Raw genomic sequence first — 15,501 nt, forward strand, 5'->3', positions numbered from 1 at the left:
GGGGAAGCCAGTGGTTCTGAAAACCTTCGGCTGGTCGTTCGCGGTCACCGCGATCGGCCTGGCCTTGGCAGTGCTGTACGGGGGGTGGGCGGCCTTCGGGCTCGTCGCCATCCTGTCGATCCTGGAGATCTCGCTCTCCTTCGACAACGCCGTCGTCAACGCCGGTGTCCTGAAGAAGATGAGCGAGTTCTGGCAGAAGATCTTCCTCACCATCGGCATCCTCATCGCCGTCTTCGGCATGCGGCTGGTCTTCCCGGTGGTGATCGTCGCGATCACCGCGCAGATCGGCCCGATCGAAGCCGTCGATCTGGCGCTCAACAACCACGAGCGCTACGAAGAGCTGGTCACGGACGCGCACCCGTCGATCGCCGCCTTCGGTGGCATCTTCCTGTTGATGATCTTCCTCGACTTCATCTTCGAGGACCGCGACATCAAGTGGCTCGGCTGGCTGGAGCGTCCGCTGGCCAAGCTGGGCAAGGTCGACATGCTGTCGGCCTGCGTCGCGCTGATCGTCCTGCTCGTCGCCTCCGCGACCGTCGCCGTCCACGCCCACCAGTACGGCGGGGTGCACGTGGACAAGTCCGCGACGGTCCTCACCGCGGGCATCGCCGGCCTCATCACGTACATGGTCGTCGGCGGTCTCTCCGGCTTCTTCGAGGACAAGCTGGAGGAAGAGGAGGAGCGCGAGCAGGAGGCCGAGGAGGAGGCCAGGAAGTCGGGCAAGCCGGTCTCGGCCGCCAAGCTCGTCGGCAAGGCCGCGTTCTTCATGTTCCTGTACCTCGAAGTCCTCGACGCCTCGTTCTCCTTCGACGGCGTCATCGGTGCCTTCGCGGTCAGCAACGACCCGGTCGTCATCGCGCTGGGTCTGGGCATCGGCGCCATGTACGTCCGGTCGCTCACGGTCTACCTGGTCCGCCAGGGCACCCTCGACGACTACGTCTACCTGGAGCACGGCGCGCACTACGCGATCGGTGCGCTCGCCGCCATCCTGCTCATCACCATCCAGTACGAGATCAACGAGGTCATCACCGGTGGCATCGGCGTCCTTCTGATCGCCGCCTCCTTCTGGTCCTCGATCCGCCGCAACAAGCGCGAGGCGCTGGAGGGCGACTCCGACTCCTCCGACTCCTCGGGTCCTTCCGGCTCCTCCGGTTCCGGGGACAAGGCGGAAGTCCCCTCCGGAGTCTGACCCGGCCGGGGGCGTGAGCCGGTCCGGGGCGCGCTCCGGACGGGGATGCGCCCCTCCCGGGGCCGTGTGCGCCCCGGGAGCCGGGGGCGGGGCACGCCTCCCCCACGGGGACGGCCCCGATGCCGGGTGCGCCCCCCTGAGCCGGGATGCGACCCCGGCCCCGGGGTGTGACCCCGGAGCTGTCGAGGAACGCTCTTCCACGGGGCGGCCACGAGGCCACGGCCTCCCGGCCGCCCCGTGTTCTCGTACGGGGGGTACTTGTACGGGCGCGCGCACGGGATCCGTCTCCCGCGCGGGTCCGCGGACCACTACCTGGGGGTGGGCAATGGCTTTCTGGGACGGCCTTTGGCGGGGCAAGGAACCGCAGTTCGACTCGGGCAGCGCGGCGACCAACGCCATCCAACTGACCAAACGCCGCCCGGAGGTCTCGCTCAGCAAACAGGGCGCGGCCACCGGCAACCTGCGCATCAACCTCTCCTGGCAGATGCGCACCTCGGACATCGAGGGCCGGTCGCGGCAGAGCGGAATGCTGCGCAAGCCCTTCCAGCTCTTCAAGCCGGAGCCGGTGCAGGGGCACACCCAGGGCGTCGTCAACGTCGACCTGGACCTCGGCTGCCTCTACGAGCTGGCCGACGGCTCCAAGGGCGTCGTCCAGCCGCTCGGCAAGCTCTTCGGCGACACCAACGCCCCGCCGTACGTCCGCACCAGCGGCGACGACCGGTTCGGCGCGCCGTCGGGCGAGACGCTCTTCGTCAACCTCGACCACCGCGACGAGATCAAGCGGCTGCTGGTCTTCGTGTACATCTACGACCAGACCCCGGCCTTCGACCGCACGAAGGCCGTCGTGACGCTCTACCCGACCAACGGCCCCCGCGTGGAGATCCACCTCGACGAACGCGCCTCGCAGGCCCGCTCCTGCGCGGTCCTCCTGATCGAGAACGTCGACGGCGACCTGACCGTGCGCCGCGAGGTCAAGTTCGTGTACGGCTTCCAGGCGGAGCTGGACCGGCTGTACGGATGGGGCCTGCAGTGGGCCCGCGGCTACAAGACGAGGGCGTAGGAAGGGAGGCGCGCGCGTGTGCGCGCGCTGCGTCGCCCGCACCTTCCCGGGCGCCCGCCCCCGTGCTCTTGCCCGCCCCCGTGCTCTTGCCCGTGCTCGTGCTCTTGCTCGTGCCCAGGGCCGTGGCCGTGCCCGGGGCCAGGGCCGGGGCGGGTCAGCGGGGCAGGAACTGGGGGCCCTGGGGCGGCAGCGCGAAGTTCGGGTCCGGGGCGTGCGCGGCCGCCGCGGCGGGCTGCGGATAGCCGTACGCGGGCTGCGGCGCGGGTGCGGGCGACTGCGGGTAGCCGTAGGCGGGTCCGGTGCCGGCCCCCGTGGCGGCGGGCATCGGTCCGGGCTGCTGGGGATACCCGTAGCCGGGCTGCGGCTGCTGCCGGGGCGGGTGCGGGGGCTGCTGGGGCTGGTGCGGCGGCGGGTGCTGGACGGTGACCTGGGAGTCGGGCGACGGCGCGTGCGCGACGGTACCGGCCATCGAGGGCGGCGCGGCCGGGGGCGCGGGGACGCGCGGCTGTGCCTGTGGCTGTGGCTGCGGCTGCCCGGAGGCGTGTGCCCCGTGGGCGGCGGAGCCCGCGCCCGCAGCGCCGCCGTCCGTCTCGTCGACGGAGATGCCGAACGCCGTCGCCAGCCCGATCAGCCCGGTCGGGTAGCCCTGCCCCACCGCGCGGAACTTCCAGCCGTCCCCCCTGCGGTACAGCTCGCCGCAGATGATCGCGGTCTCCTCGCCGGTCTCCGGCCTGATGTCGAAGACCGCCAGCGGCGGGCGGTCGGCCGCCCCCGCGTCGTACAGCAGGATGCGCAGGTCGTGCACGTGCTGGAACGGGGCGCCGTCGGACGAAGCGGCGACTACGACCTGCTCCACGGACCTGTCGAGCGCGGCCAGGTCCGCCTCGATGGTGTCGGTCAGACCCTCGGGAACGCGCTTCTTCGACAGCCTGCGGACCAGCCCGGAGGGGTGGCGCGGCTGGTTGTAGAAGACGAAGTCCTCGTCGGAGCGCACGCGGCCGCCGGGTCCGAGCAGCAGGGCGGAAGCGTCCACGTCGGGGACGCCCACGCCGGGGGACCAGCGCAGTACGGCCCTCACGGCCGTGGCGTCGAGCGGGACGTTCGAGCCCTTCAGCATCGCGTGCGTCATGTCCGTCATCCTGCCCTCCCGCCGCGCGCGCGGACAACGCGGGGGCCGTTCCCTACGCTCCGGAGATGGGGAGGAAGCAGACGGGTTACCTGAATTTCACGCACTTGGGGAACTCTTGACACCTGGCCTTACGTACTATTACCGGCCACGCGTCGTCAGGGCCATCACGGCAGTACGGGGAATCTAATGCGTCATTTCGGGCATATCCCGACCGCTGTACGGCAGGGACTGTTCCATCGCGAGCCGTGCGACTTCACCGCGGCCTCTCCGGCCAAGGTGCTCTCCGCGGCCCTGGGGGCCACGCTGTACAGCCCCGCCACGCGTCTGCGACTCGCCGACGACGTGCTGAAGCAGGCGGCGGCCGGCGTCGTCTCCATGGTGCTGTGCCTGGAGGACTCCATCGACGACGCCGAGGTCGAGGGGGCGGAGGTGAACCTCGTCCGGCAGTTCGCCGACCTCGACACACGCGGCGCCGAGGTGCCGCTGCTCTTCATCCGCGTCAGGGAACCGGCGCAGATTCCGAGCCTCGTGCGCAGGCTCGGCCCGTCGGCCAGGCTGCTCTCCGGGTTCGTGCTGCCGAAGTTCACCGAGGAGCGGGGCATGCCGTTCCTGGAGGCGCTGGCGGCGGCGGAGACCGCCAGCGGGCGGCGGCTCTTCGCGATGCCGGTGCTGGAATCGGCCGGGCTGCTGCACCTGGAGACCCGAACCGAGACCTTGGCCGGAATTGCTCGTACGGTGGAGAAGTACCGCGAGCGAATCCTCGCGCTGCGTCTCGGTGTCACCGACTTCTGCTCCGCGTACGGTTTGCGCCGCTCACCCGACATGACCGCATACGACGTACAGATCGTCGCCTCCGTCATCGCGGACGTCGTCAACGTGCTGGGGCGCTCCGACGGGACGGGCTTCACCATCACCGGGCCCGTCTGGGAGTACTTCAGGCTCCAGGAGCGGATGTTCAAGCCCCAGCTGCGCCGCAGCCCCTTCATGGAGGGCCGGGCCGACGAACTGCGCACCGCGCTGATCCAGCACGACCTGGACGGCCTGCTGCGCGAGATCGAGCTGGACCGGGCCAACGGCCTCGTGGGCAAGACCTGCATCCACCCCTCCCACGTGCTGCCCGTGCACGCACTGTCGGTGGTCAGCCACGAGGAGTACAGCGACGCCCAGGACATCCTCCGCCCGGAGCGGGGCGGAGGAGGCGTGCTGCGCTCCGCGTACACGAACAAGATGAACGAGGTGAAGCCGCACCGCGCCTGGGCGGAGCGCACCCTGCAGCGCGCCGAGGTCTTCGGCGTCGCCAGGGAGGACGTCGGCTTCGTGGAACTGCTGGCCGCGGGACTGGCCCGCTGATGCCGCGCCGCCCGGAGGCAGCAGCGGACGCGACGGACGCGCCGGATGAGCCGGACGCGACGAATGCAACGGACACGACGGCAGCGGACAAGACGGACGTAGGAGAGAACGGCAACGTGGTGTGGACCGGAACGTGGGTCGCGGAGCGGCTCGGCGTGGAACTCAACGGTGACGAGCGCCTCCCGGGGCTCCTCGGCCTGGCACTGCGCCGCAACCCCAAACGCGCGCACCTGCTGGTCTCCCAGGTGCTCGGCAAGCACGTCCCTCAGCTTCCTTCCGTGGTGTACGGCGCCGGTCTCGCCCTCGGCGAGCGGGTACGCGAACTGCTGGGCGACGAGGGGACGCGCCGCGCGGTCGTCCTCGGCTACGCCGAGACCGCCACCGGCCTCGGGCACGCCGTCGCGGACGGCCTCGCCCACGCCCCCTACCTCCACTCCACCCGTCGGGCCGTCCCCGGCGTGGCCCAGGCGGGCGGCTTCGAGGAGTCCCACTCGCACGCCACCTCGCACCTCCTCCTCCCCGAGGACCCCGCTCTGCTCGCGGGCGGGGGCCCGCTCGTGCTGGTCGACGACGAGTTCTCCACCGGCAACACCGTCCTCAACACCATCCGCGGCCTGCACGAGCGCTACCCGAGGCAGCGGTACGTCATCGTCGCCCTGGTCGACATGCGCTCTCCCGCCGACCGGGAGCGGTTCGCCGCGTTCGCCGACGAGATCGGCGCCCGCGTCGACCTGGTGGCGACGGCCTCCGGCACGGTCAGCCTCCCGGACGACGTCCTGGCCAAGGGCCAGGCCCTGGTAACCACCCACGAAACCACCCAGACCACCGGGAGTACCGGGGGCACCGGAGCCGCCGTGGGAGCCAGCGGCGCCGTGGGCACCGGAACGGCCGGCGGCACCGGGGGTGCCGTGGGCACCGGAACGGCCGTGGGCACCGGAGGCGGCCCGGTCGTGCGCGCCGCCGTGCACCGGGTCGACCTGGCATGGCCGGCCAGGGTGCCCGACGGTGGGCGGCACGGCTTCCGTCCCGTACACCGCGAGGCCCTGGAGGCCGCCCTCCCCGCGATGGCCGCCCGCCTCGCCGAGGCCCTGGCCGCCCCGGACGACCCCGGCACCCCGGAGACGAACGGGGCCGGCGAACCGCGCGCCCCCCACCACGACCCGGCCCGCGCCCCCCACCACGACCCGCGCCGCGTCCTGGTCCTCGGCTTCGAGGAGCTCATGTACGCCCCGCTGCGCCTGGGCCTCGCCCTGGAGCACACGGGCGCCGACGTACGGTTCTCCACCACCACCCGGTCACCCGTCCTCGCCGTGGACGACCCCGGCTACGCGATACGCACCCGGCTCAGCTTCCCCTCCCACGACGACCCCGACGACGGTCCCGGCACCCGCTACGCCTACAACGTCGCGGGCGCGGGCTTCGACGCGATCGTGGCCGTGGTCGACTCGGCGGCCGACACCCCCGAACTCCACGCCCCCGACGGACTGCTGGCCCAGCTCGCCGCCCACACCGACCGCGTGGTGCTGGCCGTGATCCCCTCGTACCTCCCTCCGCACGTGCCCGAAAGGCCCGCCATGCTGCCCGAGCCCCTTCGCGGTCCCGACTTCTCCTCCTACGCTCCCGACGAGGTCGGCTGGCTGCTCCAGGACTTCTCGAACGTCCAGCTGGAGGCCCCGACCGAGGAGCGCGAAGAGGCGATACAGAGCGGTGGCGCGCACTACGCCGAATCGCTCCCGGTCGAGTACCAGCCGAGCGCCCAGTACCAGGAACTCTTCCACGCCGCCCTCAAGACGTCCGCCGCCCGCGTCGCCCAGGCCGTGGGCACCGTCACCGAGACGGTCCTGGCAGAGCGCGGCCCCCGACCCGTCCTCGTCTCACTCGCCAGAGCCGGCACCCCCGTCGGCGTGCTGATGCGCCGCTGGGCCCAGCACCGCCACGGCATCGACCTCCCTCACTACGCCGTCTCCATCGTGCGCGGCCGCGGCATCGACGCCACCGCCCTGCGCTGGCTCGCCGCCCACCATGACCCGGCCGACATCGTCTTCGTCGACGGCTGGACCGGAAAGGGCGCCATCACCCGCGAACTCGCCGCCGCCATCGGAGAGTTCCCCGGTTTCAATCCGGAGATCGCGGTCCTCGCCGATCCCGGCGGCTGCGTCCGCACCTACGGCACCCGCGAGGACTTCCTCATACCCTCCGCCTGCCTCAACTCCACGGTCTCCGGTCTGATCTCCCGTACGGTCCTCCGCTCCGACCTGGTCGGCCCCGACGACTTCCACGGCGGGAAGTTCTACCGCGAGCTGGCCGGAGCCGACGTCTCCAACCACTTCCTCGACACCGTCGCCGCCCGTTTCGACGAGGTCGCCGCGGCCGTCGACGCCGAGGCCAAGGAGCTGATCTCCGCCGACCGCGCCCCCACCTGGGAGGGCTGGGCCGCCGTCGAGCGGATCAGCGAGGAGTACGGCATCAACGACGTGAACCTCGTCAAGCCCGGAGTCGGCGAGACCACCCGAGTCCTGCTGCGCCGCGTCCCCTGGAAGATCCTCGCCCAGCGCGGCGCCGGAGCCGACCTCGACCACATCCGCCTGCTGGCCGAGCAGCGGGGCGTCCCCGTCGAAGAGGTCGACGGCCTGCCGTACAGCTGCGTCGGGCTGATCCACCCGCAGTACACCAAGGGCGCCGTCGGCGCCGACGGCAAGGCGGTGACGTCCAAGTGACCCCCACCTCGGACATCGCGCAGTCCCCGCAGGCCCCGGACTCCCCTTTCGTGCTCGTCGCCAGCGACCTCGACCGCACCCTCATCTATTCGACCGCGGCCCTCCAGCTCTCCATGCCCGACGCCGAGGCGCCGAGACTCCTCTGCGTCGAGGTCTACAACTCCAAGCCGCTCTCCTACCTCACCGAGACGGCCGCCGGACTCCTCACCGACCTGGCCGGCGCCACGGTCTTCGTCCCCACGACCACCCGCACCCGCGAGCAGTACCACCGCATCCACCTCCCGGGACCCGCACCGCACTTCGCCATCTGCGCCAACGGCGGCCACCTCCTCGTCGACGGAGTCTCCGACCCCGACTGGCACCGGCAGGTCACCGGCCGCCTCACCGACGAATGCGCCTCCCTCGCCGAGGTCCGCGCCCACCTCCTCGCCGCGGCCGACCCCGCGTGGGTGCTCAAGGAACGCGTCGCCGAAGACCTCTTCGCCTATCTCGTCGTCGAACGCGACCTCCTGCCGGAAGGCTGGGTGAAGGAACTCGGAGCCTGGGCCGCGACCAAGGGATGGACAGTCTCCCTCCAGGGCCGCAAGATCTATGCCGTGCCCGGACCGCTGACCAAGAGCGCCGCCATGCGCGAGGTCGCCCGCCGCACCGACGCCGAACTCACCCTCGCGGCAGGAGATTCGCTCCTCGACGCCGACCTGCTCCTCGACGCCGACCTCGCCTGGCGGCCCGGCCACGGCGAGCTGGCCGACACCGGCTGGACCGCCCCGCACACCACCGTGCTCCCCGAGACCGGCGTCGTGGCGGGAGAGGAGATCCTGCGCCGGTTCATCCGCGCCGCACGCCGGGACCGGGCCTGAACACCCGGACGCCGACGAAGCAGAGCACGGCGAGAGCGGCGCCCACCAGCACCACCTTCGAGTACATGGAGACATAGGACGTCACCTCTTCCCAGTTCTCACCGAGCGCGTATCCCGCCAGGACGAAGGCGGTGTTCCATATCGCGCTGCCGAGCGTCGTCAGACCGAGGAAGACCGGCAGCGGCATCCGCTCCACCCCCGCGGGCACGGATATCAGCGAACGGAAGATCGGGATCATCCGGCCGAAGAACACCGCCTTCGTACCGTGCCGGACGAACCACGCCTCCGTCTTCTCTATGTCCTTGACCTTCACCAGCGGCAGCTTCGCCGCGATGGCTATCGTGCGCTCCCGACCCAGCAGCGCCCCCACCCAGTACAGCGCGAGCGCGCCCACCACCGAACCGGCGGTCGTCCACAGCAACGCGGCCAGCAGGCCCATCTGGCCCTGGCTCGCGGAGAATCCCGCCAGCGGCAGGATGACCTCGCTGGGCAGGGGCGGGAAGAGGTTCTCCAGGGCGATCGCGATGCCCGCGCCGGGCGCGCCCAAGGTCTCCATGAGGCCGCTGACCCAGGCCTCGGTGCCCGACATCTCCGACGCGGCCGCCGCCGTCGCCACGACGGCCTCGGTTGCCGCACCGGTTTCGACTGCCGCACCGGCTTCGCTTGCTGCGCTGGTCTCGATCATGCGCTCAACGCTAGATATTCGCAGCTGAAGCCACACTGAAGCCGACCGCAAGGATGTGGTGGTGCACACCGCAGCGGAACATTGCGGTTTTCCGCAGTGTGCTCGGAAGGTCACTGCGGCTAGCGTCTTGGATCATGAAGCAACTGGCAATCAGCGGTGGTCGGTTCGCGATGGCGTTGCTCATCGGCGCCGTCACGGCCCTGATAGAGCTGCCCCTGATGGCGCTGACCGGCGTGGTCCTGCTCCTGGTCCTCACCTGGCAGCGCGGCCGGCAGGCGGTGCTGCGGCCGACGGGCGCAGCCGCCCGCCGCGCCACGGAGTACGAGCGGCGTCGGCTCGTGGGGCTCACCGGAGTGCGGATCTCCGACGCCTACACGGACGCGCAGGCCCTGCGCTACCTCGCGGTGCGGGCGCCCCTCGGGCTGCTCGGCGCCGTCGTCCTGATGTGCGTGCTGATCGGGTGCGCGTACGGCGGGCTCGTCTTCTACGGCTGGTTCATCACCGACGTCAAGCATCCGGGCGAGTTCGTCATGTCCAGCCTCGCGGGCCTGTTGCTGCTCTTCTTCGCCCTCCAGAGCATCTACGGGGTCGCGCGGCTGGAGGGGAAGCTCGCCCGGCACTTCCTGGGGCCCAGCCACCAGGACGAGTTGGAGCGGCGCATCTCCGAGCTGGCCGCCAGCCGCGCCGGCATAGTCGAGGCCGTCCAGGAGGAGCGGCGCCGCATCGAGCGGGACCTGCACGACGGGGTGCAGCAGAGCGTCGTCGCGCTCGGCATGCTCATCGGTCGCGCGCTGCGCAGCCGCGACCAGCAGCACGTCGATCGGCTCCTGCTCCAGGCCCGGGACCAGGCCCAGAGCACCCTTGGCGAACTCCGCGAAGTGACGTGGCGGATATATCCGAAGGTGCTGGAGGAGGCCGGACTGCGCGCGGCGCTCGAATCCGTCGCCGAGCGCTGCCCGTTGCCCTTCCTCCTGCAGTACGGGCTCGGCACCCGAGCCGCCCCCGAGCCCGACAAGCCCGAGGCCACCGCCGTCTACTACGTCGTGTCCGAAGCCGCCAACAACGCCGTCAAGCACTCCCGCGCCACGGTGCTCTCGGCCGACGTCTCCCGCACGGACAGCGGCGTGCTGCTCGTCAAGGTGGACGACAACGGCATCGGCGGGGCCGACCCGACGGGGCAGGGTTTGATAGGTCTCGCCCGTCGGGTCGAGGCGCTCGACGGGCGGCTGCGGGTCGACAGTCCGCCCGGCGGCCCCACCACCATCACTGCGGAGTTCCCATGCGCGTAATCCTGGCCGAGGACTCGACCCTCCTGAGAGAAGGACTGGTCAGGCTGCTCGCCGAGGAGGGGCACGAGGTGGTGGCGGCGGTCGGCGACGCGGAGGCGCTGCTGGCGGCGGTCGAGGCCGACCAGCCCGATGTGGTCGTCGCTGACGTCCGGATGCCGCCCACGCACACCGACGAGGGGCTGCGCGCGGCGCTGGAGATCCGCAGGACCCGGCCGGGTATCGGCGTCCTGGTCCTCTCCCAGTACGTCGAGAAGCGCTATGCCACCGAGTTGCTGACCGGGGAGTCCGAGGGGGTGGGGTACCTGCTCAAGGACCGGGTGGTCCAGGTGGACGAGTTCCTCGACGCGTTGGAGCGGGTCGGGGCGGGGCAGGCGGCGTTCGACCCGGACGTGGTGCGGCAGTTGCTGAAGCGCACCAGCCTCGCGGACCCGCTCGCCGGGCTCACCGAGCGCGAGCGCGCGGTGCTCGCCGAGATGGCGCAGGGGTACACCAACGCGGCGATCGCCCAGCGGTTGCACATTTCGCTGAGCGGGGTAGAGAAACACATCAACGCGATCTTCGACAAGCTCGAACTGTCGGGGAACAGCGGCTACAGTCGCCGCGTCCTCGCCGTACTGCGGTACTTGGGGACATGACGGCGGACCGCGGGGAGCACAGGGGAGCACGGCATGACCAAGGGAAACAGCACCAAGATCACGGATGAGCTGTACGCGTACATGCTCGCCCACAATCCGCCGCTGGACGCGGTGCAGAACCGGCTCGTGGAGACGACCTACGACCGCTTCCCGGACCACGCGGGCATGCAGTCCGCCCGGGAGCAGGGCCCGTTGCTCGCCTTCCTGGTGCGGCTCGTGGGCGCCAGGCACGTCGTGGAGGTCGGTACCTTCACAGGCTTCTCCGCGCTCGCCATGGCCCTGGCCCTGCCCGAGGACGGCAGGCTCATCGCCTGTGACGTATCCGAGGAGTGGACGGAGTACGGGCGCAGGGCCTGGGAGGAGGCGGGTGTCGCCGACCGGATCGAGCTGCGGATCGCCCCCGCGCTCGACACGCTGGCCGCCATGCCGAAGGAGCCGCACATCGATCTGGCCTACCTCGACGCGGACAAGGTGAACTACGTCCCGTACTGGGAGGAGCTGGTGCCCCGGATGCGGCAGGGCGGGCTGATCGTCAGCGACAACGTCCTCTTCCACGGCGCCGTGGTCGACCCCGAGGCTACCGGGGGAGCGGCGGCGATCAAGGAGTTCAACGACCATGTGGCGGCCGACGCGCGGATGGAGAGCGTGATGCTCACGGTGTCGGACGGCCTGACGCTCTCCCGCAGGCGCTGACCCCAGGGTCAGCGCCTACCGAGGCCGGCCGGGGCCTACCGGGGCGGCCGTCGGCCGTACCCGGGGCCGGCCGAGGCGACCTCGGTCCCGGCGACCTCAGCCGCAGCAACCCCCGCCGCAGCAACCGCCCCCGCCGCCTCCGCCGCCCTGGGGCGCGGTCTGGGCGGTGCCGCCCACCGCGACGGCGGACAGCAGCTTGACCGTGTCCTCGTGCCCCTCGGGGCAGGTCGCGGGGGCGGAGGCCTCCGCCATGGGACGGCTCAGCTCGAAGGTGTCTCCGCAGGAGCGGCAGCGGTACTCGTAACGAGGCATGGCGACAGCGTACTGAAACAGGGCGACGGCGGTCCCGGCCGGTCGGAGAGTTTCATCGCCCCCGGCAGCCCCGGCAGCCCCGGCAGCCCCGGCAGCCCCGGCAGCCCCGGCAGCCCCGGCAGCCCCGGCAGCCTGGGTAGTTCCGGCTTGCCCCGGCCCCGGCCCCGGCCCCGACTTCGGCTCAGGCGCCCGCGCCGCGTTCTTCTCGGATCTGGTCGACCACCCGGGAGACCGTGCGGCGTACCGCTTCCGTTTCGGTCAGGAAGTGCCAGTAGTCAGGGTGGCGGCCCTCCAGGCCGGTGATCGCCCGTTCCAGACGGCCCACCGAGTCGTCCAGGGGACGGGCGTGGCGGGGGTCGGGGGTGGAGCGGCCCGCCATCGCGAGGCGCTGGGCGTCGCGGATCGCGAACCGGGTCCGGGAGATCTCCTGCTGGGGGTCCTTGGACACGGCGTTCAGCCGTTGCAGCCGGTCGCCCGCGGCGGACACCGCCTCGTCGGTGGTGTTCAGCAGCGCGCGCACCGTGCTGAGCCGGGAGGTCGCGTCCGCCCACCGCTGCTCCTCGCGGGCCTTCGCCGCCTCCTTCAGCTTCTCCTCGGCCTGCCGCACGTTGACCGCGGCCTGGCCCGGCACGGACTGGAGGTCCTGCCAGCAGGCGGCCGAGAACCGGCGGCGCAGCTCGCTGAGGACCGGGTCGACGGTTCCGGCCCGGGTGGTGAGGGCCTGGGCGCGGGTGCGCAGCGAGACCAGGCGGCGGTCGATCTCGGCGGCGCGCTCGGGAAGCTGCTCCGCCTCGGACCGTACGGCCTCCGCGTCGCGCAGCACCTTGTCGGCGCGGGTCAGGGTCTCGGCCACGCCGTGCTGCCCCGCGCCCTGGTTGAGCTTGGTCAGCTCGGGGCCGAGCGCGGCGAGCCGGGCGGCGAGGTCGTCGGCCCGCAGCCCCGACGCGCGCACGGCGTCCAGCGCGTTGCTCGCCGCCAGCAGGGACTGCCTGGCCCGCTCCACGGCGGGCGCGAGCCGCGCGAGCTGCGTCTCCGCCTTGCCGAGCAGCGGCCCGAGGCCCTGTGCGAAGCGGTCCAGGTCGCCCTTGACCCGTACGAGGTCGTCCTTGGCGCGGGTCAGCTCCGTGCGGGCCCGGGACGCGGCCGACGCCTCCAGGTCGTCGCGGTCCAGGTCGTGGGAGTCGACGGCCGTGATGTAGGCGTCGCTGACCTCGTCGATGCGGTGGCCGAGCGCGGCGAAGTCGGCGACGACCTTGCGGGCGCCGGGCGAGCTGTCCACCGCTGTGATCGTCTCGATGGAGATCCGCAGGTCGCGCTGGGCGGTGTCCAGCTCGTAGAAGGCGGCGGCCGCGGCGTCCTTGGCCGCCTGCGCGTCGGCGCGCTGGCCCTCGCCCCGGCCGCCGAACCAGCGGCGCGTGCCCCCGCCGGTGAAGGCGAGGGACGGGAGCGCCACGGCGATCAGCGGTACGGGCAGGAGCACCAGCGCGAGGGCGTCACTGACCGCACTTCCACGCGCACTCGCCCTGGCCTGTGGTCGCGGCTGCGCGTGTATTGCCGTCACATCCCTCTCCCGTGCTTGCTCGGCCTGCCGGGTACATTCTCCCACCCGGTAAGGACGAACACACGGGACGGTTAGTTCGCGGTTCGGACCGTGACTTCACCGTTGTCGCTCACGGCCTTCACGGTGTGCCTGCTGGAGTCGCTCTTCGGCACGTCGATCCTGGTGTCCCCGTTGTCGCTCCGCGCGGTCACCTTGTAGGAGGTCGGGGTGTTCGGGAGGTCGATGACGACGGAGCCGTTGTCGCTGCGGACGTCGATGCGGTTCGGCACGGACGCGAGCGAGAGCTTGACCTCGCCGTTGTCGGAGTCGGCGTCGACGGACTTGCTGGTGACGTTCTTGGCGGTGACCGAGCCGTTGCTGCTGCCGAGGTCCAGCGCGCCGCTGGAGTCGCTGACGGTCACGCTGCCGTTGTCGGAGCGGACCTTCAGGGGGGTGGCGAAGCCGGAGGCGTTCACCGAGCCGTTGTCGTTGTCGACGGTGACCGCGATGCCGCGCGGTACCTTCACCTCGTGCCGCGAGTCGCAGTTCGCCGCGACGCCGGAGCACTTCACGCGCAGCGTGAGCTTGTCGCCCTCCAGTTTCCAGCTGGCCTCGGGCCCGTCCCCGACGAGCACCCAGCCGTCGTACTGCCGGGTCACCTCGACCGCCTTCACATCGGCGGGTACGAGCTTCAGCTCGGAGTTGTCGGCGTCGATGGTCAGGCTCTTCCCGCTGAACGCGAACGACTTGTGCTCGACCGGGGCGTCGTCGAGGTTCGCACCCCCGCAGCCGGTGAGGGCAAGCGCGGCGACGACTGCCCCGCCGGAGGCGAGGAGGGTGCGGGTACGGAGTGACACGGTGATCGATCCCCCAGTGTGGTGCTGTCGGTCTGTTCTTTCTTGTGGTTCAACCCTAGGGAGACCGCGGCGCCGCGACGATGCGGAGCACCACCGTCTCCGGGTGGGGATAACCCCCCGCCGGGCAATCGGTTTGCAGGTCACTCCCCCAGGGCATGTACGCTGTTCCCTCATCCACGGGTGCGTAGCTCAGGGGTAGAGCGCTGCTCTTACAAAGCAGATGTCGGCGGTTCGAAACCGTCCGCGCCCACCGGTAGGTAGCAGCAGGTGAGAGCCTGTTTCGGCCCTCTAGTCGTGATCGATTAGGGGGCCTTTCTCGTGGCCTGAGTCCACATAGAGTCCACAACTCCCGCTGATCTTGTGGGGGCTGTCACCTGTTCGAGGGATTGTTCAGCAGCCGTACATCCGTAGAGTGCTGTCTCGGACGGGGCCGGTGCGTCTCCCCACGCGCGCCAGATGTACGCCGTCCACATCCTGTGAGTGCCGGGCGGGGAGGCCCGCCTCATAGGGAGAGGCCCCTCGCCGCGTTCGTCGGCGTGGGGCCTTCTTGCGTAACGGTAAACCGCCCCGCCCCCAGAGGGGGGCGGGGCGGCTCGCTCTGACCGAATCAGAGCGGAGGACGGCCACATAGGGCGGATGTACGGACGCCGGATGTGCCGTCCTGCCCTGCTATCAGCGGGTGCCGATCGCGGGGCGGTTGTGACGGGGGATCCCCGTGCCATACCCAATCAGGCCATGATCAACCAATTTACGGTTGACCGTAAAGACAAAAGGATCATGTGGCCACGAACGTGGTCGGGTGCACCAGCCGATCCCCGACGACCGCGTCCTCGCACGCCGTCGCGCCATCGGCGACCAGATCCGTAGCGCCCGCCTCCACGCGAACCTCACGCAAGAGGCGGTCTCCCTGCGCACCGGAATCCGCATTGCGACCATCAGCGAGATCGAGCAGGGGCACCGATCCGCACTGCTGGACAACCTGATCCGCATCGCCGACGCGATCGGTGTCCCCCTCGCCGACCTCGTGCGCTGACCCGCCCCGCGGGGTCCGGGCGGGGCGGGCGATCAGCGGGACGCGGCCGGCCGACTGCGCGGCGGCGCCATCGCGGGCCGGTGTCCGTCACACGCGTACACCGGCCTCGGAGGGCCCGACGAGGCATCCACCCAGTCGACGACCCGCACGTC

Annotated in this window: 14 protein-coding genes and 1 tRNA gene; 10 read left to right on the plus strand and 5 right to left on the minus strand. The window is 71.2% G+C overall.

The window, feature by feature from the left end; all coding sequences use genetic code 11:
- Positions 1 to 10 precede the first annotated feature (10 nt).
- Together ACIBNE_RS09915 and ACIBNE_RS09920 are read left to right on the plus strand one after the other, a co-directional pair.
- A complete protein-coding gene (locus ACIBNE_RS09915) occupies positions 11 to 1,189 on the plus strand; it encodes a DUF475 domain-containing protein (protein ID WP_399270965.1) in 1,179 nt (392 codons plus the stop codon).
- Positions 1,190 to 1,514: 325 nt separating this feature from the next.
- A complete protein-coding gene (locus ACIBNE_RS09920) occupies positions 1,515 to 2,249 on the plus strand; it encodes a Tellurium resistance (protein ID WP_399270966.1) in 735 nt (244 codons plus the stop codon).
- A gap of 154 nt (positions 2,250 to 2,403) precedes the next feature.
- Here ACIBNE_RS09920 and ACIBNE_RS09925 read toward each other — a convergent pair whose 3' ends face one another.
- On the minus strand, positions 2,404 to 3,387 hold the full coding sequence (locus ACIBNE_RS09925) for a TerD family protein (RefSeq protein ID WP_399270967.1): 984 nt from the start codon (positions 3,385 to 3,387) through the stop codon (positions 2,404 to 2,406).
- 177 nt (positions 3,388 to 3,564) lie between these two features.
- Here ACIBNE_RS09925 and ACIBNE_RS09930 point away from each other — a divergent pair, with 177 nt between their 5' ends.
- The 3 genes from ACIBNE_RS09930 to ACIBNE_RS09940 are packed head-to-tail and all read left to right on the plus strand — an operon-like array spanning position 3,565 to position 8,305.
- Positions 3,565 to 4,728, plus strand: a complete 1,164-nt coding sequence (locus ACIBNE_RS09930; protein WP_399270968.1) for an HpcH/HpaI aldolase/citrate lyase family protein — start codon at positions 3,565 to 3,567, stop codon at positions 4,726 to 4,728.
- Entirely contained in the window at positions 4,728 to 7,445 is a 2,718-nt protein-coding gene (locus ACIBNE_RS09935; RefSeq protein WP_399270969.1) for a phosphoribosyltransferase, read from the plus strand. Before ACIBNE_RS09930 ends, ACIBNE_RS09935 begins: the two co-directional genes overlap by 1 nt.
- Complete coding sequence (locus tag ACIBNE_RS09940) at positions 7,442 to 8,305, plus strand: HAD family hydrolase (RefSeq protein WP_399270970.1); 864 nt, start codon at positions 7,442 to 7,444, stop codon at positions 8,303 to 8,305. The genes ACIBNE_RS09935 and ACIBNE_RS09940 overlap by 4 nt, the downstream gene beginning before the upstream one ends.
- Here ACIBNE_RS09940 and ACIBNE_RS09945 read toward each other — a convergent pair.
- Entirely contained in the window at positions 8,274 to 8,894 is a 621-nt protein-coding gene (locus ACIBNE_RS09945; RefSeq protein ID WP_399271278.1) for a DedA family protein, read from the minus strand. The two genes, ACIBNE_RS09940 and ACIBNE_RS09945, sit on opposite strands and share 32 nt — an antisense overlap.
- A gap of 230 nt (positions 8,895 to 9,124) precedes the next feature.
- On the opposite strand from ACIBNE_RS09945, the gene ACIBNE_RS09950 reads away from it, so the two are divergent.
- Genes ACIBNE_RS09950 through ACIBNE_RS09960 form a run of 3 tightly spaced genes read left to right on the plus strand, consistent with a single transcriptional unit; the run spans position 9,125 to position 11,607 of the window.
- Positions 9,125 to 10,279, plus strand: coding sequence for a sensor histidine kinase (locus ACIBNE_RS09950; protein ID WP_399270971.1), 1,155 nt, complete (start codon positions 9,125 to 9,127; stop codon positions 10,277 to 10,279).
- Positions 10,270 to 10,914 carry a response regulator gene (locus ACIBNE_RS09955; RefSeq protein WP_399270972.1) on the plus strand — a complete coding sequence of 215 codons (645 nt, stop codon included), beginning with the start codon at positions 10,270 to 10,272 and terminating at the stop codon, positions 10,912 to 10,914. Before ACIBNE_RS09950 ends, ACIBNE_RS09955 begins: the two co-directional genes overlap by 10 nt.
- A 33-nt stretch (positions 10,915 to 10,947) precedes the next feature.
- Entirely contained in the window at positions 10,948 to 11,607 is a 660-nt protein-coding gene (locus tag ACIBNE_RS09960; protein ID WP_399270973.1) for an O-methyltransferase, read from the plus strand.
- 96 nt (positions 11,608 to 11,703) lie between these two features.
- On the opposite strand, the gene ACIBNE_RS09965 is transcribed toward ACIBNE_RS09960, so the two are convergent.
- The 3 genes from ACIBNE_RS09965 to ACIBNE_RS09975 all read right to left on the minus strand — a co-directional run bounded on the left by ACIBNE_RS09965 (position 11,704) and on the right by ACIBNE_RS09975 (position 14,316).
- Complete coding sequence (locus ACIBNE_RS09965) at positions 11,704 to 11,919, minus strand: zinc ribbon domain-containing protein (protein ID WP_399270974.1); 216 nt, start codon at positions 11,917 to 11,919, stop codon at positions 11,704 to 11,706.
- Between the two features lie 181 nt (positions 11,920 to 12,100).
- Positions 12,101 to 13,480 (minus strand): hypothetical protein, encoded by a 1,380-nt coding sequence (locus ACIBNE_RS09970; protein ID WP_399270975.1) that lies wholly within the window; start codon positions 13,478 to 13,480, stop codon positions 12,101 to 12,103.
- Positions 13,481 to 13,551: 71 nt separating this feature from the next.
- A complete protein-coding gene (locus ACIBNE_RS09975; RefSeq protein ID WP_399270976.1) occupies positions 13,552 to 14,316 on the minus strand; it encodes a DUF4097 family beta strand repeat-containing protein in 765 nt (254 codons plus the stop codon).
- Positions 14,317 to 14,494: 178 nt separating this feature from the next.
- Here ACIBNE_RS09975 and ACIBNE_RS09980 point away from each other — a divergent pair.
- Positions 14,495 to 14,566: transfer RNA gene (locus tag ACIBNE_RS09980), tRNA-Val, on the plus strand.
- A 549-nt stretch (positions 14,567 to 15,115) separates the two neighbouring features.
- Positions 15,116 to 15,349 (plus strand): helix-turn-helix domain-containing protein, encoded by a 234-nt coding sequence (locus ACIBNE_RS09985; protein ID WP_399270977.1) that lies wholly within the window; start codon positions 15,116 to 15,118, stop codon positions 15,347 to 15,349.
- Positions 15,350 to 15,501 lie beyond the last annotated feature (152 nt).

This window comes from Streptomyces sp. NPDC050504 (genome assembly GCF_044458065.1).
Classification (GTDB): domain Bacteria; phylum Actinomycetota; class Actinomycetes; order Streptomycetales; family Streptomycetaceae; genus Streptomyces.

Excerpts from the sequence above, each read along its gene's own strand:
- ACIBNE_RS09920 (WP_399270966.1), top strand. The coding sequence starts at position 1,515 with ATGGCTTTCTGGGACGGCCTTTGGCGGGGCAAGGAACCGCAGTTCGAC.
- ACIBNE_RS09925 (WP_399270967.1), bottom strand. The coding sequence starts at position 3,387 with ATGACGGACATGACGCACGCGATGCTGAAGGGCTCGAACGTCCCGCTC.
- ACIBNE_RS09930 (WP_399270968.1), top strand. The coding sequence starts at position 3,565 with ATGCGTCATTTCGGGCATATCCCGACCGCTGTACGGCAGGGACTGTTC.
- ACIBNE_RS09935 (WP_399270969.1), top strand. The coding sequence starts at position 4,728 with ATGCCGCGCCGCCCGGAGGCAGCAGCGGACGCGACGGACGCGCCGGAT.
- ACIBNE_RS09945 (WP_399271278.1), bottom strand. The coding sequence starts at position 8,894 with ATGTCGGGCACCGAGGCCTGGGTCAGCGGCCTCATGGAGACCTTGGGC.
- ACIBNE_RS09950 (WP_399270971.1), top strand. The coding sequence starts at position 9,125 with ATGAAGCAACTGGCAATCAGCGGTGGTCGGTTCGCGATGGCGTTGCTC.
- ACIBNE_RS09955 (WP_399270972.1), top strand. The coding sequence starts at position 10,270 with ATGCGCGTAATCCTGGCCGAGGACTCGACCCTCCTGAGAGAAGGACTG.
- ACIBNE_RS09960 (WP_399270973.1), top strand. The coding sequence starts at position 10,948 with ATGACCAAGGGAAACAGCACCAAGATCACGGATGAGCTGTACGCGTAC.
- ACIBNE_RS09965 (WP_399270974.1), bottom strand. The coding sequence starts at position 11,919 with ATGCCTCGTTACGAGTACCGCTGCCGCTCCTGCGGAGACACCTTCGAG.